At 64.1% G+C, this 21,110-nt stretch carries 17 protein-coding genes; 15 read left to right on the top strand and 2 right to left on the bottom strand.

Annotated elements, in window-relative coordinates; genetic code table 11:
* Nucleotides 1-4 precede the first annotated feature (4 nt).
* The 15 genes from AB5Y59_RS10785 to AB5Y59_RS10715 all read left to right on the top strand — a co-directional run bounded on the left by AB5Y59_RS10785 (nt 5) and on the right by AB5Y59_RS10715 (nt 19,273).
* A complete protein-coding gene (locus tag AB5Y59_RS10785) occupies nt 5-445 on the top strand; it encodes a prepilin-type N-terminal cleavage/methylation domain-containing protein (protein WP_049637306.1) in 441 nt (146 codons plus the stop codon).
* 58 nt (nt 446-503) lie between these two features.
* On the top strand, nt 504-980 hold the full coding sequence (locus tag AB5Y59_RS10780) for a Tfp pilus assembly protein FimT/FimU (protein ID WP_302056394.1): 477 nt from the start codon (nt 504-506) through the stop codon (nt 978-980).
* Nucleotides 967-1,539 (top strand): prepilin-type N-terminal cleavage/methylation domain-containing protein, encoded by a 573-nt coding sequence (locus AB5Y59_RS10775; protein ID WP_216944783.1) that lies wholly within the window; start codon nt 967-969, stop codon nt 1,537-1,539. The genes AB5Y59_RS10780 and AB5Y59_RS10775 overlap by 14 nt, the downstream gene beginning before the upstream one ends.
* Nucleotides 1,539-2,384 carry a PilW family protein gene (locus AB5Y59_RS10770; protein WP_368211966.1) on the top strand — a complete coding sequence of 282 codons (846 nt, stop codon included), beginning with the start codon at nt 1,539-1,541 and terminating at the stop codon, nt 2,382-2,384. The genes AB5Y59_RS10775 and AB5Y59_RS10770 overlap by 1 nt, the downstream gene beginning before the upstream one ends.
* A complete protein-coding gene (locus AB5Y59_RS10765) occupies nt 2,374-2,838 on the top strand; it encodes an MSHA biogenesis protein MshP (RefSeq protein ID WP_069652312.1) in 465 nt (154 codons plus the stop codon). The genes AB5Y59_RS10770 and AB5Y59_RS10765 overlap by 11 nt, the downstream gene beginning before the upstream one ends.
* A complete protein-coding gene (locus AB5Y59_RS10760) occupies nt 2,835-7,166 on the top strand; it encodes a DUF6701 domain-containing protein (RefSeq protein WP_368211965.1) in 4,332 nt (1,443 codons plus the stop codon). The genes AB5Y59_RS10765 and AB5Y59_RS10760 overlap by 4 nt, the downstream gene beginning before the upstream one ends.
* A gap of 216 nt (nt 7,167-7,382) precedes the next feature.
* A complete protein-coding gene (locus AB5Y59_RS10755) occupies nt 7,383-8,423 on the top strand; it encodes a rod shape-determining protein (RefSeq protein WP_005308111.1) in 1,041 nt (346 codons plus the stop codon).
* Between the two features lie 41 nt (nt 8,424-8,464).
* On the top strand, nt 8,465-9,373 hold the full coding sequence (mreC, locus tag AB5Y59_RS10750) for a rod shape-determining protein MreC (protein ID WP_029313545.1): 909 nt from the start codon (nt 8,465-8,467) through the stop codon (nt 9,371-9,373).
* A complete protein-coding gene (mreD, locus tag AB5Y59_RS10745) occupies nt 9,373-9,858 on the top strand; it encodes a rod shape-determining protein MreD (protein ID WP_010672635.1) in 486 nt (161 codons plus the stop codon). The genes mreC and mreD overlap by 1 nt, the downstream gene beginning before the upstream one ends.
* Before the next feature lie 52 nt (nt 9,859-9,910).
* A complete protein-coding gene (locus AB5Y59_RS10740; RefSeq protein ID WP_010672636.1) occupies nt 9,911-10,498 on the top strand; it encodes a nucleoside triphosphate pyrophosphatase in 588 nt (195 codons plus the stop codon).
* Nucleotides 10,499-10,577: 79 nt separating this feature from the next.
* Nucleotides 10,578-12,047, top strand: coding sequence for a ribonuclease G (rng, locus tag AB5Y59_RS10735; RefSeq protein ID WP_010672637.1), 1,470 nt, complete (start codon nt 10,578-10,580; stop codon nt 12,045-12,047).
* Entirely contained in the window at nt 12,048-15,947 is a 3,900-nt protein-coding gene (locus tag AB5Y59_RS10730; RefSeq protein WP_368211964.1) for a YhdP family protein, read from the top strand.
* A gap of 117 nt (nt 15,948-16,064) precedes the next feature.
* Nucleotides 16,065-16,871, top strand: coding sequence for a carbon-nitrogen hydrolase family protein (locus AB5Y59_RS10725; protein ID WP_043154366.1), 807 nt, complete (start codon nt 16,065-16,067; stop codon nt 16,869-16,871).
* Nucleotides 16,872-16,928: 57 nt separating this feature from the next.
* Nucleotides 16,929-18,377, top strand: a complete 1,449-nt coding sequence (gene tldD / locus AB5Y59_RS10720) for a metalloprotease TldD (protein ID WP_069785497.1) — start codon at nt 16,929-16,931, stop codon at nt 18,375-18,377.
* Nucleotides 18,378-18,409: 32 nt separating this feature from the next.
* Nucleotides 18,410-19,273, top strand: a complete 864-nt coding sequence (locus AB5Y59_RS10715; protein WP_010672641.1) for an SIS domain-containing protein — start codon at nt 18,410-18,412, stop codon at nt 19,271-19,273.
* Between the two features lie 88 nt (nt 19,274-19,361).
* Here the strand turns inward: AB5Y59_RS10715 and AB5Y59_RS10710 are convergent, their stop codons facing one another.
* The gene (locus tag AB5Y59_RS10710; protein ID WP_286700929.1) at nt 19,362-19,967 is read right to left on the bottom strand and encodes a DUF2057 family protein; all 606 of its coding nucleotides are present in this window, start codon (nt 19,965-19,967) and stop codon (nt 19,362-19,364) included.
* A gap of 47 nt (nt 19,968-20,014) precedes the next feature.
* Nucleotides 20,015-21,088, bottom strand: a complete 1,074-nt coding sequence (locus AB5Y59_RS10705) for a porin (protein ID WP_268451452.1) — start codon at nt 21,086-21,088, stop codon at nt 20,015-20,017.
* Nucleotides 21,089-21,110 lie beyond the last annotated feature (22 nt).

The raw sequence follows: 21,110 nt of genomic DNA, 5'->3' as shown, positions 1-21,110 counted from the left end.
CGTAATGAAAAAGCAATCGGGCTTTACCCTGATCGAACTGGTCATCGTGATCATCATTCTGGGCATTCTGGCGGTCACCGCCGCACCCAAGTTCCTGAATCTGCAGGATGATGCGCGTCTGGCCGCCGCCAATGGCGTGAAGGCCTCCCTGCAAAGCTCTTCACAGCTGGTCTACAGCAAGGCTGCGATCCAGGGTATTGAGAGTTCTTCTGGTGCTGTCTCTGTTGCGGGTACTACCGTGGATACCTCGTTTGGCTATCCGGTGAATGCTGATGCAGGCAAAACAGTGGCACTGGACGGTTGGAGTGGCGCCATGTCAGGCACCATTGCGACCTTCAAGCCAAGCAACGAACCCAATAGCAAATGTGCGGTTACTTACAACAACGCCATCACTGCGGCGGGTGGTGTTCCCTCCATCGCTGTCAGCACCGATTGCGGCAAGTAATTGTCAGACAAGGCGAGGCTTCGGCCTCGCTTTTTCGTTATTCCCGATGAGGGCATGAATGTCGATAGCCAAGGGTTTCACCCTGATTGAACTGGTGATCGTGATCCTGTTGCTCGGGATTCTGGCCGCCTTTGCCGTGCCTAAATGGCTGGGCAAAGGCGGCTTTGAAACCCATACCCTGCGTGACGAGCTGGTGGCCCGGCTGCGGCTGGTGCAGACCATGAACATGCAGGAAGGGGACGCGCGCTGCACCCAGCTGGTGCTGGAGGCGGGGCGTTTTGGCCATCTGACCGGGGCGAGCTGTGCGCCTGCCCCCATTTCAGGCTGGCGTGGGGATGAGCAGCGTCGCGGGCGCCTGGTTCAGGCGTCCGGCAACCTGCAATTCTCTCCTCAGGGGACATTCCATTTCGACAAGCGCAGCGGCAGACCCCTGTGGCTAGGCTGCATCAACGGCTGCGAACTGGCTGTCAGCAGCGGCCAGGAGAGTGCCCGGCTGCGCATCGAGCCGGAAGGCTATATCCATGCGATCCCCTAAGATCCGCCGCGGCTTCACCCTGGTCGAGTTCGTGGTCGGCATCGTGCTGCTGGCCGTCGCCCTGACCGGCATCCTGGGGCTGCTTATCAATCAGGCTCCCCAGGCGGTGGATCCGGTGCAGCAGGTACGCGCCGCCCAGCTCGCCCAGCGCATCCTCGGCGAGATGCTGGAGAAGTCTTTCGACGAGCATTCCGATCGCAACGGCGGCCGTTTTCGCTGCGGCGAGACGGCCGGTGTGCCCGCCTTTACCTATCCCCCCTGCACGGCGAGCGCCGATTATGGCCCCGATGGTGGCGAGACCCGCCCCTACGGGTTCAACGACGTGGACGATTTCGACACGGCAGGCCGCTGGGTGGACGCCAGCTACTTTACCCAGGCCTCGGCCGCGAGCAGCGAAGAGGAGTATCGGCGCTACCAGGTGAAGATCGCGGTGGTGCCGGATACCCTCTTTGGCAGCGCGGGGGAGGGGGCCGAGTCCATCGGCAAGCGCATCACCCTGACCGTGCGCCTGCCGGACGGGAGCGAGCTGGTCTTCGGCCTCTATCGGGGGAACTACTGATGGGCAAGCCACATTCCCGTGATGCCGCGTGGGAACACCCATGTGCCAGACTCGCCCGTGACCGCGTCCGACCCGGGCGTGAGGGGGGCTTCACCCTGGTGGAGCTAGTGATGGTGATCCTGCTGCTCGGGGTGATGGCGACCTTCTCCAGCCAGTTTATCGGCATCGGTACCCAGATCTACGGAGATGCCAGCCGCCGCGAGCAACTGATGAGCGATGCCCGTTTCGCCCTGGAGCGGCTCAATCGCGAGGTGCGTGACGCCGTCCCCGGTTCGGTGCGGGTCGAGGACGAAGGGGGCGGTGCCCAGGAGCAGGGGGCCTGTCTGCGGTTCTGGCCCATCGCTACCGCCAGTCGCTATCTGGGCTCTGTGGCCAGCACTGGGCTCAGCATAGTCACGCCATCCGTGCTCCCCAAGAAAAATGAGGATCTTGCCATCGTGTATCCCCTCGCGAGCACGGGCCTCCTGAATCAGGGCTGCCTGCAGGGAAGCTGTACCGCCCGCGTCACCGATGTGGGCAGCGACGTATCGGGCGCACTGCCCTTGACTCTCAGTAACGGTTTCGTCAAGGACTCGCCGGGGCAGCGCATCTATTTTGCGAACCAGCAGGTGCTCTATTGCGTGAGAGGGGGCAGCCTCTGGCGCATGGCCATGCCCCTGGACGACACCCTGAGCAGCAGCGAGACCACCCAGTTGATGGCGGAGCATATTCGTCCCGCCGCCTATTACTTCTATCGGGAACCCGCCGCCTTCAACCAGAGCGAGGTGGGGCTGCGGCTGGAGTTCGAGCAGCGCGACGAGCGCGTCGTCTTCCACCACAAGCTGGAGACCCTCAATGCGCCCTGACACTCCCTCCATGGTGAGGTCTCAGCGGGGCAGCGCCATCCTGATCGCCCTCTTCGTCATCGTCATCATGGCCCTGCTGGCGGCGGCCATGGGGCGTTTCCTGGTGGACAGCAGTGAGAAGCACACGGTGGAGGTGCGCGGTGTGCGTGCCCTGATGGCGGCCCAGAGCGGGCTGGAAATTGCCCTCTATCGACTCTATCCCAATGGCCAGTGGCAAGGGCAGCAATGCGCCGCCAGCACCAGTCTCAGTTTCACCGATGCGGGACTGACGGGCTGTCAGGCCATCGTCACCTGCAACAAGGTGCCGGTGAGTGCGGCCGGCGGGACCCAAACCGGATACCGATTCAGCAGTGAAGGGCGCTGTGGCCAACCCGATGCCGGCAGCGGCCCGAACCCCGATTTTGCCGTCAGCCGCACCCTGGTGGCGGAAGCTTTTGATGGAGTGACGCCATGAGCCCCCTGCCAAGGAGCCAGCCTCTTCGCGGCGCCCTGTTGTGGATCTTGCTGGGATCCACCTCGGTGCAGGCCGCCAGCCAGTGTACCGAAGCCTTCCTTTTCCCGGTGCAGAGCCACGCCTCCCCCGGCGTGCTGAGCATGAACAATGAAAGCAAGATCATCAGCACCGCTGTGGGGGCCAGTTACCCCTTCCTGACCAAAAACATCCAGCCCAACGCCAACTGCAACAACGGTGGTTTCTGGAACAACGGCACCTGGGTCTCCAATTGCAACGTCAGCGGCGCCCTCGCCAGTCCGCTCAAGGATGTGACCTTCATCAGCGATCCCGACGCGTTTCCGGCCAACCCGGGGGGCTTCCCCTCCTACAGCGGGAAAAATGATCTCGCTTGCGACGGGGCCATCTCTCCTGCTGCCGGTGACTACAAGAACGCCTCGTGGGGGGGCAACAGCTGCGTGGCGACCCTGAAATCGGGCCAGACCTATCGCTTCGATACCTTGTCTATCAGCGAAGGGGCGATGCTCAACCTCAACGGGGCGACCGTCTATGCCCAGAAGATGACCATCAAGAATGGTTACAACAGTGGCGTCACCGGGTCGGGAGATCTTCATGTGAACGATCTGACGGTGACGGGTCAGGGCAAGCTCAATGACGCCAGGGTCACCGTCTACAGCACCCTTGAGGTCTCGGGCAATGGCAATACCGGGACTGCCGTCTTCCAGCCGCACTACCTGGACAAGGTCACCATGGAGGTCTCTGCCAGTGGCCAGAGCGTGCTCATGGGGGCAGGGGACTGGTTTATCAAAAGCCTGGGGATGAAGAGCAACAGTGCCATGACCTTCCAGGGGCAGAGCTCCCTCGCCGTCTATGGGCTCAAGATGGAAAACGAGAGCCGGATCTCCGCCGCAGGGAGTCGCAGCGACCTGACGCTCCAGCTTCACCAGACCCTGGAGGTGAGTGGCAACGGCACCCTCAACGGATATCTGCAGGCCCGCTACCTCAAGACGTTCAAACACCAGAGCACCTCCAACATCAATTTCTACTTTCGTGGCGGCAACCACTGGATAGACAAGATGGAGCTCGGTCAGAACGACAAGCTGATCTTTGACAGCGGCAGTGCCGCGAGGTTGTACATCAAGAGCGATCTGGCCCTGAGCGACCAGATGGAGGTCAATGCGGGGGGCAAGGCCAACGACCTGATGATGTATCACTTCGGCAAGGTCACCATGAGCGGCAATACCAAACTCAACGCCATTCTCTATGTGAACGCCGGGGATCTGGCCATGAGTGGCCAGGCCGTGCTGACCGGCGCCGTGTCGGCGGTGAACGTCTCCATGACCAACAACAGCCAGGTGATCCACGAGCCCTTCACCGGCGACTGGCCGGGCATGTGTGAAGACCCACTGACCTGTTTCAGCGATGACTTCTCCGCCAGTACCCTTGGCAGCGACTGGGTGGTGGCTCAACGCAATGGCAGTACCTTGCCCTCTTTGCAAAACGGTCGCCTGCGGCTGACCCAGAATACGACCAACCAGGCCACCTCTGCGACCTTCCAGCGCCTCTTCCCGGGGGCCAGCAATCTGGTGACTATCGAGTTCGATCAGTATGCCTACAAGACCTCCGGCTCGAGCGGGGCGGACGGCATGGCGGTGGTGCTCTCCGATGCGACGATCACGCCCCAGCCCGGCGCCTTCGGTGGCCCGCTGGGTTATGGCTTCAAGACCGGGATCAGCGGTTTTGCCGGCGGCTGGATGGGGGTCGGTATCGACGAATATGGCAACTATGCCAACGAGGGGGGCTCCTATAATCCCGGGTCTCGTCCTCAGGCCGTTTCCATTCGTGGCTCCGGTGCCAGTTCGGGGACCTCGGGCTATCGCTATCTGGCGGGAACGGCGAGCAACCTGAGCCCGGCAGTGGACAGCGGAACCAATGGCAACCGCCCCCATCGTTACCGCATCACCATTGACTCGCGCACTGCCGGCAGTTCACTTGCGTCGGTTGAGCGGAACACGGGCTCGGGTTACACCATGCTGGTGGGGCCCATCAATATGGTGAACCAGACGGGGCAGGCGGCGGTGCCCGCCAACTTCCTGCTGTCGCTCACCGGCTCCACCGGTTCTGTGACGAACTACCACGAGCTCGATAACGTCCGGATCTGCGCCCTCAAATCCAATCCGGTGGGGACCCAGATCGATCACTTCGAGTTCGATCACTCCGGTCAGGCCCTGACCTGCAACCCCGAGACTCTGACCATTCGGGCCTGCGCCAACGCCAGTTGCAGCCAACTGTTCACGGACCCGGTGAGCGCCATCCTGACCCCCCTCAAGAATGGCAGCAACGGCTGGATAGCCGGCAGCCAGGTGAGCTACAACGGCAACACCGCCACCGTCAATTTCAGCGGCGGCACGACCACCTTGCAGCTACGCAACAATCTGGCGACGGCCATCACAGTGGGAGTGAGCGGCTCGACGCCGTCCACCAAACCCCTGAGCACCACCCTGTGCCGCGCCGGCAGTGGTGCCCTGAGCGCCGCCGCCTGTACCTTGAGCTTCGCCGACAGCGGCTTCGTGTTCGATGTGCTGGATACCCTGGCGAACAGGCCGCAGCAGGTGGTGATGAAGGCAGTCAAGAAAGACGATGCCAGCCAGCAGTGCGTGCCGAGCTTTGCCGGTGTGAGCAAACCTGTTCGTTTCTGGAGCGACTATGTGAGCCCGGCGAGCAACACCTTCGGCAGCAAGGTGACGGTCAACGGCAATGCCATCGCTACGTCGCAGGGGGCGTCCACCATCAGCAACCTGAGCTTCGATAGCAAAGGGGAGACTACCCTGACGGTGAGCTACCCGGATGCGGGCCAGATGCGGCTCAATGCCCGCCACGATGGCAGCGGTGATACCGCAGGGCTGGTGATGACGGGCTCGGATCTGTTCGTGAGCCGCCCGGTAGGGCTCTGCATCACGCCCACCCAGGGGGCCTGCGCGGCAGGTGATATCACCTGCCCTGTGTTCAAGAGGACGGGAGACAGCTTCTCGCTCAATATCCAGGCCATGGCGTGGCAGAGCGACAGCGATGGGGATATCTGCACCGGCAATGGCACCACCCCCAACTTCGTGTTGTCCGACATCGCCCTGACCAGCGAGCTGGTGGCTCCTCAGGGTGGTGTGGTCGCCCAGGTCACCCCGACCAGGTACAGCCACGTTGCAGCCAGTGCCAGCCTCAATACACCCGCCCTCAGCCTCAACGAGGTCGGGGTCTTCAGGATCAAGGCGACGCCACCAGCGGCTACGTTGCCAGAGGGAAGCACAGTATCAACGGGCTATTTCGGTTACACCATCCCTCCCGCCACCAGCGTACCGTTGGGGCGCTTCGTACCCTGGGACTTCAACATGACGAGCGGTACCGTCACCCCGGCCTGCGGCGGTTTCAGCTATATGAGCCAGCCATTCGGGATACAGACGGTGGTGGAGGCGCGCAACAAGGAAGGGAGTGTCACGAGGAACTACCGTGATGCCTTTGCCAGAGGGGCCCTCACCCTGGTGGCCGCCAACAATCAGGACGGGGTGGACAGATCCAATCGGTTGGCACCTCTGGCCGCCAGCTGGACCGAAGGAACAGGCAAGCAGTCAGGTCAAACCCGCTTTATGCGGCTGCGCGAACTGACCCCTAGCCTGACCGCACCGGAAGAGCCCTTGCCGCTCCTGCGACTAGGGCTCAGAGTGACGGACGGTGAGACTCCTGAGACCAGCTTCCTCAGCGGTCGGAACATGAATCCGGCCGTCAGCGGCAACTGCCAGAGCGGGGTGAACTGCACCGCCAGGCAGCTCTCTATTTTGCAAGGGAAGAACGACACCATGATCGCCTATTACGGCCGCCTGCTGGCCAGCACTCGTCAGGGGGCGGCCAGCGCCCCGCTGGCGCTGCCGCTTCAGGTGCAATATTTCGAAGGGGGCCAGTGGCGGGTGAATCAGGACGATCTCTGTACCCGGATATCCCTCGCGAACGATGGCATTCGCTTTACCGATGGCGAGCAGCATTACGACGCCGCGACCGGAGATCTGGGCCTCAAGGATGGCCCCCGGATCCGTCTCGGCCTGGGGCCGGTTGCCCCTGGCGGCAGCGATGTTCGCATCAATGGTGGGGAGACCCGGTTCCATTTCGCCGCGCCGAACCAGAGTGTGCGCATTCCCTACGAGATCCTGCTGGACAAACAGCCATCCCAACCCGTCTGGTTGGCGGATCCGGCCACGGCGGATCACCTGCTGGGGGAGGCGATTTTTGGTCGGGATCGGGGTAATGACAGAATTATTTATCGCCGCGAAGTGATGCCCTGACACCCGGGCTGACACGGGGAGATAGACGCATTGCTGTACAGTGGCGTCTTATCTCCTTGTTTCGTAGTGTTTGTCGGCCTGAGCGGGTGAGTGATGACTCGCATTTTTGTCGCGCCTGATTGATTGGCGACAGTTTGAGCGCTTGCCCATTGGGGTGGGCATTGGTAAAGTTAGCCGGTTTTCTGCACCTCCAAATTCTTAGGATTTCCCGTAGCCATGTTCAAAAAGCTCAGAGGCGTCTTTTCCAACGATCTGTCGATCGACTTGGGAACTGCCAACACCCTGATCTATGTAAAAGATCAAGGGATCGTCCTTAACGAACCCTCAGTTGTCGCCATTCGCCAAGAGCGCGGGAACGCCAAATCGGTCGCTGCTGTCGGTCATGCCGCCAAGCAGATGCTGGGTCGTACCCCGGGTAACATCTCCGCCATTCGCCCGATGAAAGACGGCGTGATCGCCGATTTCTACGTGACCGAGAAGATGCTGCAGCACTTCATCAAACAGGTTCACGACAACAACTATTTCCGCCCCAGCCCGCGCGTGCTGGTGTGCGTACCCTGCGGCTCCACCCAGGTGGAACGTCGCGCCATCAAGGAATCCGCTCTGGGCGCCGGCGCCCGCGAGGTTTACCTGATCGATGAACCCATGGCTGCCGCCATCGGTGCCGGCTTGCCGGTCTCCGAAGCGACCGGTTCCATGGTGGTGGACATCGGTGGCGGTACCACCGAAGTGGCCATCATCTCCCTGAACGGCGTGGTCTACTCCCAGTCCGTCCGTATCGGTGGCGACAAGTTCGACGAAGCCATCATCAGCTACGTGCGTCGCAACTACGGCAGCCTGATCGGGGAAGCCACCGCCGAGCGCATCAAGCACGAGATCGGCTCCGCCTATCCGGGCGAAGAGGTGCGCGAGATCGAAGTGCGCGGTCGCAACCTGGCCGAGGGTGTGCCCCGCAGCTTCACCCTGAACTCCAACGAGATCCTGGAAGCGCTGCAAGAGCCGCTCTCCGGCATCGTCTCCGCCGTCATGGTGGCCCTGGAGCAATCCCCGCCCGAGCTGGCGTCCGACATCTCCGAGCGCGGCATGGTGCTGACCGGTGGTGGTGCCCTGCTCAAGGACATCGACCGTCTGCTGATGGAAGAGACCGGCATCCCGGTCGTCGTGGCTGAAGATCCCCTCACCTGTGTCGCCCGTGGCGGTGGCAAGGCGCTGGAGCTGATCGATATGCACGGTGGCGATCTGTTCCACTACGAATAAGACCCAAAGCCGGCCGAGCGCCGGCTCTTTTTTGACGACTCATGAAACCCATCTTCGGTAGAGGCCCTTCGCTTCAGTTACGGTTGTTTCTCGCCGTCATCATCTCCGTCGCTGCCATCGTCGCGGATTCCCGCTTCGGTGTGTTCAGCCATGTCCGCGTTTATCTGAGCTCCCTGGTGAGCCCGCTGCAATACATCGCCAACGCCCCCGGCACCCTGCTCGACACCATGTCGACCCAGGTGCAGACCCGCGCCGATCTCATCGAGCAGACCAAGCAGCAGGAGCAGCAACTGTTCACCCTGCGCTCGCGCCTGCTCAAGATGGATCAGCTGGAGCACGAGAACCAGCGGCTGCGCGAGCTGCTGGGGTCGCCGGTACACAAGGAGTCCCGCAAGATGGTGGCCGAGCTGCTGTCGGTGGATTCCGACCCCTTCAGCCATCAGGTGCTGATCAACAAGGGGGCGCTGGATGGCGTCTACAACGGCCAGCCGGTGATCAACGATCAGGGGGTGGTCGGTCAGGTGCTCCACGTGGGCTCCACCACCAGTCGCGTCCTGCTCATCACCGACTCCAGCCACGGCATCCCGGTGCGGGTGCTGCGCAACGACTTGCGCGCCATCGCCTCCGGCAGCGGCGAGCTGGACAAGCTGGAGCTGCGCAACCTGCCCCGCAACACCGACGTCCAGGTCGGCGATCTGCTGGTCACCTCGGGCCTGGGCGGCCGCTTCCCGGAAGGTTATCCGGTGGCGACCGTGACCCGCTCCGACTACGTGGAGGGCAAGCCCTTCGCCCAGATCGAGGCCAAGCCGCTGGTGGCGCTGGACCGTCTGCGCTACCTGCTGCTGCTGTGGACCGACAAGAAACCGGAAGTACACGACAAGGATGCCCTTGAGCCTGCGGCGAGCGCCTCGGCGGCCACGGCAACCTCGGCGGCGGGGGCGACGCGCTGATGCTGCAACCCGCCAGCGGCAGGATCTGGATCTGGTGTTCGATCCTGCTGGCCCTGTGCCTCTCCATCCTGCCGCTTCCCTTTCAATTCGAACCCTTCCGTCCGGACTGGCTCGCCATGGTGCTCATCTACTGGGCGCTGGCGCTGCCCCACCGGACCAACGTCGGCACCGCCTGGGTGGCGGGCCTGCTGCTGGACGTGCTGCTCGGCAGCACCCTCGGCGTGCGGGCCATGGCCATGGCCATCACCACCTACCTGGCGGCCTTCCAGTTCCAGAAGATCCGCAACTTCTCCCTCTGGCAGCAGGCGCTGATCATCGGTCTGCTCTCCCTGGTGGGGAAGATCACCGTGTTCTGGGCGGAGCATCTGTTCAGCCGGGCCAGCCTCAACTTCGCCTACTTTTGGTCGACGTTGACGACGATGTTAATATGGCCCTGGATTTTTATGGTCTTGCGCAAGGTGCGGCGTCGCTTCAATATCAAGTGAATGTGAATAAAAACAACGCATTGTAACTGCGCATCGTCTCATTGAGTGAAGTATGAACAAGCACAACGAACTGCAACTCTATCTCGCCTCGGGCTCCCCCCGCCGGCACGAGCTTCTGACCCGCCTGGGCTACCGTTTCGAGGTCCTCAAGCTGGATGTGCCGGAGCTGCGCAACGACGGTGAGAAGCCCCAGGATTACGTCTGCCGGCTGGCCCGCGACAAGGCCATGGCCGGTGTGGCCGCGGCGCCCACGGCGCTGCCTGTGCTGGGGGCCGACACCATAGTGGTGCTGGGGGAGCGGGTGCTGGAGAAACCCTCCGACCTGCTGGACGCCAAGGACATGCTGGAAGCCCTCTCCGGGCGGGTACACCAGGTGATGACGGCGGTGGCCCTGGCCACCCCGGAGCGGTGCGATGTGCGGCTGGTCACCACCAACGTGGCGTTTCGCAAGCTGGACGAGGCCGAGATCGAAGCCTACTGGCGCACCGGCGAGCCGTGCGACAAGGCGGGCGCCTATGCTATCCAGGGCATTGCCGGCAAATTCGTCAGTCGCCTCGAGGGGAGCTACAGTGCCGTGGTCGGCCTGCCCCTGCTGGAGACGGACCTGTTGATCAAGCAGCACCTCGAGCAGACCCGGTAATCCTCTCGTCAGCAGTGCGCTGCTGAGTTACCCGTTGTTCGTCGTGCCAGAATTCAAAACTAGAAAGGCAAGGTAACTTATGTCGGTAGAACTGCTGGTAAACGTCACCCCCTCCGAAACCCGGGTCGCCCTGGTCGAGAACGGTCTGCTGCAGGAAGTGCATGTGGAGCGTCAGGCCAAGCGCGGCATCGTGGGCAACATCTACAAGGGCAAGATCAGCCGCGTGCTGCCCGGCATGCAGGCCGCCTTCGTCGACATCGGCATGGACAAGGCCGCCTTCCTGCACGCCTCCGACATCGTCCCCCATACCGAGTGCGTGGCGATCAAGGAGAAGGAGCAGTTCCAGGCCGGCAACATCGCCGAACTGGTGCGCCAGGGGCAGGACATCATGGTACAGGTGGTCAAAGACCCGCTCGGTACCAAGGGGGCCCGCCTCACCACCGACATCACCCTGCCATCCCGTTATCTGGTCTTCATGCCGGGCAGTGCCCACGTGGGGGTCTCCCAGCGCATCGAATCCGAGGCGGAGCGCGAGCGCCTCAAGCGCACCGTGGCCGGCTATGTGGACGAACTGGGCGGCTACATCATCCGCACCGCCGCCGAAGGGGTGGGGGAGCAGGAGCTGGAACAGGACGCCGCCTTCTTGAAGCGCCTGTGGCGCAAGATCCTCGAGCGCAAGCAGAAGTATCCCCCCTGCAAGATCCTCTATGAGGATCCCAGCCTGGCGTTTAGGGTGGTGCGTGACTTCGTCGGTGCCGAGCTCGACAAGATCCGGGTCGACTCGCGCCAGAGCTTCGATCAGCTCAAGCGCTTCACCGAGGAGTACGTGCCCGAGCTTGCCAACAAGCTGGAGTACTACACCGGCGAGTCGCCGATCTTCGATCTCTACGACGTGGAGAACGAGATCCAGCGGGCCCTGGAGCGCAAGGTGGAGCTCAAATCCGGCGGCTACCTCATCATCGACCAGACCGAAGCCATGACCACGGTGGACATCAACACCGGGGCCTTCGTCGGCCATCGCAATCTGGAAGAGACCATCTTCAACACCAACGTCGAGGCCACTGCCGCCATCGCCCGTCACCTGCGCCTGCGCAACCTCGGTGGCATCATCATCATCGACTTCATCGACATGCAGTCCGAGGATCACCGTCGCCGGGTGCTGCACAGCCTGGAGCTGGCGCTGGCCAAAGACAGGGCCAAGACCAACGTCAACGGTTTCTCCCAGCTCGGGCTGGTGGAGATGACCCGCAAGCGCACCCGGGAGAGCCTGGAGCACGTGCTCTGCGCCGAGTGCCCCGAGTGCAAGGGGCGCGGCCGGGTCAAGACGGTGGAGTCGGTCTGCTTCGAGATCCTGCGGGAGATCATCCGGGTCAACCGCGCCTACGACGCGGATCAGTTCACCGTCTATGCGGCCCCCTCGGTGGCCGATTACCTGCGGGGGGAGGAGTCCCACAGTCTGGCGGAGCTGGAAGTCTTCATCGGCAAGCAGGTCAGGGTGGTCTCCGAGCCGCTCTGTGGGCAGGAACAGTTCGATGTGGTGATGATGTAATTGGTCTATCGCTGGCTGAGTCGGGGCTGGTTGGCCCTCGGAGTCTTCTTCGTGCTGCTGGCCGTTCTGGTCAGCGTGGTACGACTGGGCGGCCCTTTGCTCAACCAGCACCGGGCGGCCGTGATAGGGACCCTGCTCGGGGAGAGTCAGCTCGAGGTGAGCGTGGATCACGTCGGGCTGGAGTGGACTCCTCGCGGCCCGGCCATCGGGCTGGAAGGACTGGCCATCGCCCCCGATTCGGGGCGTTTCTCCCTGCGCCTTGGCAAGGTGTGGGCCCACCTCGACTTCTGGCGCTCCCTCAACGAACTCAGACCGGTGTTTGGCCAGTTGATCCTGAGCGACGGCAACATCGCGCTGGACATGACCCAGCCCGCCACCCCCGTCAGCGGGAAGAGCGCGAACCAGCAGGAGGCCCTGCTGCGCTTCCTGCTGACCCAGCTCTCCACCTTCGACATTCACGACACTCGCCTGAGCCTCACCACGGCACTGGGGGAGGTGCGCGCCCTCGACATCGCCCAGTTGCGCTGGCAGAACCGCGGCAAGCGGCATCAGGGGGTCGGCAAGGCCTATCTCATCAACGGGGTGGGGGAGAGCACCCTGGACCTCATCATCGATGTGGATGCCCCCGAGGTGCGGCTCGACCGCCTCAAGGGCCAGCTCTATCTGGGGGCCAGCGAGCTGGACATCAGCCCCATGCTGGCCCGGATCCACGCCGGCGCGCCGCCGGTGAGCGGCCAGCTCGACTTCCAGCTCTGGAGCGAGTTCGAGAAGGGCAGGCTCGGCAACTCCCTGCTGGCCTTTGGCAACAACCACCTGATCTGGAAGGACGAGATCAAGGGGGAGCCGCACCGCCTCGACCTGCAGGGGGGCAAGATCCAGCTGCGCCGGGACGGCGAGGCGTGGCAGCTCGCCAGCCACGACGTCATCTTCAAGCTCGATGGCGCCACCTGGCTGCACAGCCGCCTGCAGCTCGAGCGCATCGGCTCGCGCATCCAGGGCTATGTGCCCGCCATCGATCTCGACCAGATTGCCAACTTGAGCCAGCTGGTCTCCGGCCTCTATCCCGAGCTGACCGAGACCCTCAAGCGCACCCGGCCAAGGGGCCAGTTGCAGGAGCTGGTCCTGCAGGCCGACGGGGACTGGCAGGGGCTCTCTTTGCAGGGGCAACTACGCGGCTTCGGGACCCGGGCCTGGCACGATGTGCCCGGTCTGCAAAAGCTGGACGGTGACTTCTGGCTGACCCCGAACGGGGGGCGTGCCCGCCTGACCCTGGGCAAAGGCAAGGTGGATCCGGCCCGCCACTTCAAGGAACCCATCCCGGTGGACAGCCTGAGTGCGGCCCTCGACTGGTGGCGGGTGCCCCAAGGCTGGGTGCTCTATGGCCAGGACATTGCCCTGGACAACCCGGATTTGCGCCTCGCCAGCCGGTTTCGCCTCGAGCTGTTCGAGCACCCCTTCCTCGCCCTGACCGGGCGCATCGACGTCAAGAACGCGGCCCATGCGGATCGCTACTACCCCCTGGCGGTGATGGATGAGGGGCTGGTGAGCTACCTGAGCGGCGCCATCAAGGGGGGCAAGGCCAAGGGTGCAGACTTGCTCTGGTACGGCGAATTCCGTGACTTCCCCTACGACAACGGCAAGGGCGTCTTCCAGGTGGCGGTGCCGCTGCAACAGGCCACCTACGAGTTTTTCCCGGGCTGGCAGCCGCTGACCGACCTGCAGATCGATCTGCTGTTCCAGAACGCCAGCCTCGACATGAACAGCCGCGCCACCCAGCTCGGCAAGGCCAGCTCCGACTCGGTGCACGCCTGGATCCCGGACCTCTATCCGGGTGCTCACCTCTACGTGGATGCCAGGGTTGAGGGCGAGGGCAAGGCCATCAGCGACTATTTGCAGGACTCGCCGCTGGGGGGAACCGTCGGTCAGGCGCTGCGGGAGGTGGAGATCCGCGGCCCCATGAAGGGCACGGTGAAGCTCGACATACCGCTGGATGGCGAGGGGGAGGTCAAGGCCAGCGGGGAAGCCAGCTTCAAGGACAACAAGGTGAGGATCGCCTCCCTGGATCTGCCCCTCGACGGGGTCGCAGGGACGCTCGAGTATGACAACGAGCAGACGCGCATTCACAACCTCAAGGCCAGCCTGTGGAACCAGCCGCTGACCCTGGATTATCAGGGGCGGCAACTGCCCCACGGCTATCAGGCCGACCTCAAGTTCCAGGGGCAGTGGGACAGCCGCCGCCAGCGCCGGGACATACCGGCCCTCGAGATGCTCCAGGGGCGCAGCAACTGGTCGGGTACCCTGGGGCTGACCCTGCCCGAGAACAAGGCGTTCAGCTTCCAGCTGGCGCTGGACTCCAACCTGCAGGGCATGGGGCTGGATCTGCCCGTGCCCCTGACCAAGGCGGCGGGTACCCGGCTGCCCCTCAAGGTGACGGCCCGTGGGCGGGATGGCAGCGCCGACATCCGTGCCGTGCTGGGGGCGGACATCGACATGCAGAGCCGCCTGGTGTATGGCGACGGCGTGCCCTATCTCAGCCGGGTGCGGGTCAATATCGGCCAGCCCGGGGCGCGGGTGATGCAGGACAAGCCCATGCTGCTCGCCATCAACCAGCAGCAGGCGGACGTAGCCGGCTGGCTGGCCCGTCTCAAGCAGTGGCTGCCAGCTGGCACGGCGCCGAGTGACAATGCGGTGGTGGGTCCCGCTTTCTTGCCCCAGGAGTGGTGGGTGGATGGCCAACTGGCCCGTGCCGACATCGGCAGCGCCAGCCTCAAGGCGGTGCACTTTACCCTGGGGCCGGTGAACCAGGCCACCGAGGTGATGATCGACAGCCCCGACGTGATGGGGGTGGTGCGGGTTCCGGTGGCCGATAGGCGCCCCATCGATGCCAAGTTTGCCCGCATCTACTGGTCCGGCAAGGGGACCGATCTCAGCCCGGATCCCGATGAGCGCCAGGACAGGGCCATCATGGACGCCATTCCCTGGCTCACCTTCAGCTGCGTGGATTGCCGCTTCGGCGAGCTGCCCCTGGGGGAGGTGAAGGGGGAGCTGCTGCCCGGGGCCAACCGGCTGGATCTCAAGGGGCTGGAGATGCGCCTGGCGGGCAGCACCCTGCGCGGCAGCGCCGAGTGGCTGGCCCGTGGCAGCCAGATGCAGACCCGTGCCAGGGTGAACCTCGAGACCCGCAACAGCGAGCTCCTGCTCAAGCGGCTCGGCTACACCTCGCCCATCGGGGATGCCCCGGGCAAGCTGGCGCTGGATCTGAACTGGCGTGACGTGCCCTACCGCCTGAGCCTGCCGACTCTGGCGGGCAGCGCCGACTACCAGCTGGAGGGAGGCACCCTGCGGGAGGTCAACGACAAGGGGGCCCGGCTGCTCTCCCTGCTGAGCCTCGACTCCCTGATGCGCAAGCTGCGCCTCGATTTTCGCGATGTGTTCGACAAGGGCTTCTATTTCGAGTCCATGTCCGCCTCCGCCAAGGTCAATCAGGGGGTGGTGGAGAACAACGACTTCTACATGAAGGGCGCCGCGGGCAACCTGCGGGGCAAGGGCATCGCGGATCTGGTGCGCTGGCGGCTCGACTTTGATCTGAGCTTCTCCCCCAACCTGGGGGGCACCCTGCCTGTGGTGGCGGCCTTCTCCCTGACCCCCATCACCGGGCTCTATGTGCTGGCCCTCTCCAAGCTGCTGGAGCCTGTGGTGGACGTGGTGACCCGCATCGATTTTCGGGTCTCCGGCCCGCTGGACGCCCCCAGGCTGGTGGAGGCGGGGCGGGATCGCGCCCGCATCAAGCTCAACCAGCACCAGAAGGATGCGGTGGATGCGGTGGCGCCCGGCCTGCCCGCCAAGGAGGTCACCCCCTTCCTGCTCGATCCCAAGCACCAGGGCTCGGGTCAGCGCTGAGGGCATGCACCGGGCTGGGGGACTTTCCCCCGGCCGCCAAACCCCTCATAGTGCAGATATTGCCCGCGAGCCGAGAAGGCCTTGTGTCACCGGCTCGTCCAACAGAAGGAGCGCGTCATGTGGCTAGCCGCCATGCAATTGATATCGGGTCGTACCTGGCAGGATAACCGGGAGCGGATCGCCGCCGAGCTGGCGAGTCTGCCCGGGGAGCGCCCCTTGCTGGTGCTGCTGCCGGAAAACTTCGCCCTCTTTGGCGAGCGGCAGGGGTATCTGGACGGGGCAGAGCCATTGGGCAATGGCCCAATCCAGCAGCAACTCTCTGATTGGGCCAAATCCCACGGCATCTGGCTGGTGGCCGGGGCCATGCCCACCGCCATCGCCGGTGCCGACCACATCCACACCAGCACCCTGGTGTTCGATCCCGACGGCGAGCTCAAGGGGCATTACCACAAGATCCACCTGTTCGACGTGGACGTGGCGGACAATCACGGCCGCTACCGGGAGTCGGAGACCTTCAGCCCGGGTGATCAGCCTGTGCTGGTGGATTCCCCCTTTGGTCCCCTCGGCCTCTCGATCTGTTATGATCTGCGCTTTCCCGAGCTGTACCGCCAGTTGGCCAGGGCCGGTGCCCGGGTGCTGCTGGTGCCGGCCGCCTTTACCGCCGTCACCGGCGAGGCGCACTGGGAGCCCCTGCTGCGGGCCCGTGCCATCGAGAACCAGTGCTACGTGGTGGCCGCCAACCAGGGGGGCACCCACGAGACGGGGCGCCAGACCTGGGGCCACAGCATGGTGATCGACCCCTGGGGCCGGGTGCTGGCCTGTCGGGCGTCGGGGCAGGGCACTGTGCTGGCGCCGCTGGATGGGGCCCTGGTCGATGAATTGAAACGCACCATGCCGGTGCTGCAACACGCCCGCCTGTTGTGAGCCCGCAGCCGTGGATTTAACCGTTACGACATCTCGCATGAGAGTGGAGAGAAAGATTTGAGTCTATTGAGCCAGGTTAGTGCCTCACTGTTGGCCCCGAACGATCTCGACGAAGGGCGGCTGCAACAGCTGCTCGGCAGCCTGATGAGCCATCAGGTGGAGTTCGGCGACCTCTATTTCCAGCGCAGCTGGCACGAGTCCTGGATGCTGGAGGACGGCATCGTCAAGGATGGCAGCTACAACATCGATCAGGGGGTGGGGGTGCGCGCCGTCAGCGGCGAGAAGACCGGTTTCGCCTACTCGGACGAGCTGAGCCTGCTGGCGCTGCAACAGTCGGTGACTGCCGCTCGCGGCATCGCCGCCGCCGGTGCTCACGGCAAGGTAAAGGCGTGGGCTCGCACCGAAGCAAACCTGCTCTACCCGGCGCTGGATCCCCTGCAAACCCTCGACAAGCAGCAGAAAATTGCCCTGCTGGAGCAGATGGACAAGTTCGCCAGAAGCCTGGATCCCGCCATCAATCAGGTGATGGCCTCCATCAGCGGGGTCTATGAAGAGATCCTGGTGGCCGCCACCGATGGCACCCTGGCCGCGGACGTGCGCCCCCTGGTGCGCCTCTCGGTGACCGTCATCGCCGAGAAGGGGGATCGCCGTGAGCGCGGCAGCGCGGGGGGCGGTGGCCGCTTCGGTTACGACCATTTCCTCGAGCTGGACGGGCTCGAGAGCCGGGCGTTTGGCTATGTGCGCGAAGCGGTACGCCAGGCCCTGGTCAACCTGGAGGCCATCGACGCCCCGGCCGGCACCATGCCGGTGGTGCTCGGTGCCGGCTGGCCCGGTGTGCTGCTGCACGAGGCGGTGGGTCACGGTCTGGAAGGGGACTTCAACCGCAAGGGCTCCTCCGCCTTTGCCGGGCGCATCGGCGAGCAGGTGGCTTCCAAACACTGCACCATCGTCGATGACGGCACCCTGCCGGGTCGGCGCGGCTCCGTCTCCATCGACGACGAGGGGACGCCGGGCGGTTACAACGTGCTGATCGAGAACGGCATCCTCAAGGGTTACCTGCAGGACAAGCAGAATGCCCGCCTGATGGGGGTGCCGCTCACCGGCAACGGCCGCCGCGAATCCTACGCCGCCCTGCCGATGCCGCGCATGACCAACACCTATATGCTGGCGGGTCAGTACGATCCGGCCGAGATCATCGCTTCGGTGAAGAAGGGGATCTATGCCCCCAACTTCGGCGGCGGCCAGGTGGACATCACCTCCGGCAAGTTCGTCTTCTCCGCCTCCGAGGCCTACCTGATCGAGGATGGCAGGATCACCGCGCCCATCAAGGGGGCGACCCTGATCGGCAACGGCCCCGAGGCGATGAGCCAGGTTTCCATGGTGGGCCGTGATCTCGCGCTGGATCGCGGGGTCGGGGTCTGCGGCAAGGAGGGGCAGAGCGTGCCGGTCGGTGTCGGCCAGCCCACCCTCAAGCTGGATCAGCTCACCGTGGGCGGCACCCAGTAAGGGCGCCGCAGAACAAGCAGCAGAGAGAACCCATGCTTACCCTGTCGAAAATTTCCAATATCCGCAGTCAGCTCTCCCCCAGCGAGCTCAAGATCGCCGATTACATCCTGGCGTGCCCGGAGCAGGTGACCCACTTCTCCTCTCAGGAGCTGGCGCAGCAGGCTGACGTCAGCCAGTCGAGCATAGTGAAGTTCACCCAGAAGATCGGGTTCAAGGGCTTCACCGCCTTCAAGCTGGCGGTGAGCGAGGATCTGGGGCGCAAGCACGCCATCAAGACCGACAACGTAGGGGATCTCTACAACGGCATCGGCCGGGACGACGATCTGGAGACCATGGCCAAGAAGCTGGCCCAGGAGAAGATCAACTCCATCGTAGAGACCACCCAGGCCCTCGACAATGCCACTTTGGCGCGGGTGCTGGACGTCATCAACCAGGCTGGCCGGGTCCAGCTGGTGGGGATCGGCGGCTCGGCGCTGACCGCCAAGGATCTCTGGTACAAGCTGCTCAAGATCGGGGTCACCACCCTGTTCGCCCAGGACAGCCACGTGCAGATCTCCATCGCCCAGACCCTGGGCCCGGGGGACGTGCAGCTGGTGGTCTCCTATTCCGGCGCCAGCCGGGATGTGCTGGCGGCGGCCGAGCTGGCCAAGCGCAACGGCGCCACCCTGATCGCGGTCACCTCGTTTCGCAACACCCCTCTGCGGCAGATGGCCGACATGGTGCTGGACACGGTGGCCGACGAGAACGAGCTGCGCATCTCCTCCATCTCGTCGCGTACCGCCCAGAACACCATCACCGACATCCTGTTCCTCGGTCTGGTGCAGCGCCGTGACGAGCAGGCCTGGGCCCTCATCGATGGCACGCGGGACGCCATCGACCGTCTCAACAAGGAGTGACGCGGGCCCGGCTGCAACAGACGCCGAGACCTGCCTAAAGAGAAAAACCACCCGCCTGCGGGTGGTTTTTTTATGGGCCAGTGCCGGCTCAGAGGGCGAGAGCCCAGCGCAGGAAGGCCTTGCGCTGAGCCTCGTCGGCGGCGAGGTAGCGCCGTTGCAGTTCGGGGTCGACGGGCACGGCGCCCGGGGTGGCTGCGGGCAGCACGGGCGTGACGGCTGGCAGGGCGGTGGCTGCGCTGGCTGACCCGTCGTAACGGGCCAGCAGCGCCTGATAATCCGTCATTAGACTGTCCTGGCTGCGGGGGAGGGTGGTTGCCGACAGGGGGTGGCTACCCTCGGGGGTCTCAAGCCGCAGGTTGGGGTGGGTGGCAAAGTGGCGAATGGCCCGGGAGTCGGCCAGCGGCGGAGTGGTCAGTTTCAGGGTGCCGCTGGCGGGCAGGGTCAGGGTCAGCAGCAGCGGGGCGGAGCGGACGCGCCCCTGGCTCTCGTTGGTGGAGCCGGGGTCGAGGGGGCTGTCGAAACGTACCAGCAGCCGGGTGTCGCCAGCGGGCAGGGTGAGCGCTCGATCGAAGGGGGAGACCTGGCCCCGGGATGAGGCCAGCAGGACGAGGGTGTCTGCCAGCTCCAGCCGGGCGGCCTGGACCGACAGGGTCATGGGCAGCAGCAGGATGAAGAGGAACAGGAGGCGGATCATGGGGAGCTCCAGCAGAAAGAAAATGCCGGCCAGAGGCCGGCAGGGGATCAGAACTCGTAGCGCAGGCCGAGGTGGTAGAAGCTCTCGCTGTTGCTGCTGCCGCCAAAGCTGGTGATGGTGTTGTCAGCCAGACCATCCTCGCCATCACGGAACACGTAGGCGCTGTAGAGGGAGGATCGCGGGGTGAGCTTGTACTGCAGCTCCAGGGTGGTATCCCGCAGACTCATGCCGTCTCCCCCGTCGTTGTCGAGGTGACGATAGCCTGCGCGGGCTGCCCACTTCTGGCTGATGTCGTAGACAGCGGTCAGTTCCCATACCTTGTCCTCACTTTCTGCCCGGCCGTTGCGATAGCTCACCTGATCCTTCGCGTAGAGGGCGCCCAGCATCAGCGAACCCAGGGTGTAGCGGGCGCCGATGCCGCTGAAGCGGTACTGGTCGGCGTCGGGATCCACCTTGCTGGCATCGGTCTGGGCCGCCTTGCTCTGCTGGTAGGCGATGACCGGTGCCAGCTTGCCCGCCGCGCCGAGGTCGAAGGTGTAACGCAGGGCGCCGTTGTAGCCGTAGTCGAGATCCGAGGTGCCGTTGCCGAGGATGTAGGCTAGCGATACATCCAGATTGCCGAGGGTGTTCTGGTATTGCAGGGTACCGTCCTGGCGGAACACCTGGACCGCAGTGGAGTCCACTTTGCTGGCCTGGCGCGCCATGGAGACATCGGAGGCGGCAAACACGTCGCCGATGTCGGTGAACATGATGAGGCCGGAAGAGACCCGGCCACCGGTCACCTTGCCCCACTCGCCGCCATCGAGCCCGGCCCAGACGTAACGGGCGGTGAGGTCGCTGCTGTTCTTCTGCACGTTGTTGGCGTATTCGGCGGCATTGACCTGGTACTGGGCCATGCCGATCACGGCCACCTGCTCGTTGACAGTCTGGCGGGCGGTAAAGCCGATGCGACCGTCGAAGTCCCCCTGGCTGTTGCCGTTCTTCTTGTCCGAGACGTTGAAGCCGAGGCGACCGTAGAGATCGACGTTGGAGCCGTCATCGGCCTGGTAGATGACGGCGGCCTGCGCCGTACCGGCGGCAAACAGGGCAGGAATGGCCAGGGCAAGCATGGACTGTTTCATTGTTGTCTTTCCTGTGTGGGCT

The sequence above is a fragment of the Aeromonas sp. s10 genome, assembly GCF_040907975.1.
Classification (GTDB): domain Bacteria; phylum Pseudomonadota; class Gammaproteobacteria; order Enterobacterales; family Aeromonadaceae; genus Aeromonas; species Aeromonas caviae.
This window is presented reverse-complemented; position numbering and strand designations above follow the sequence as displayed.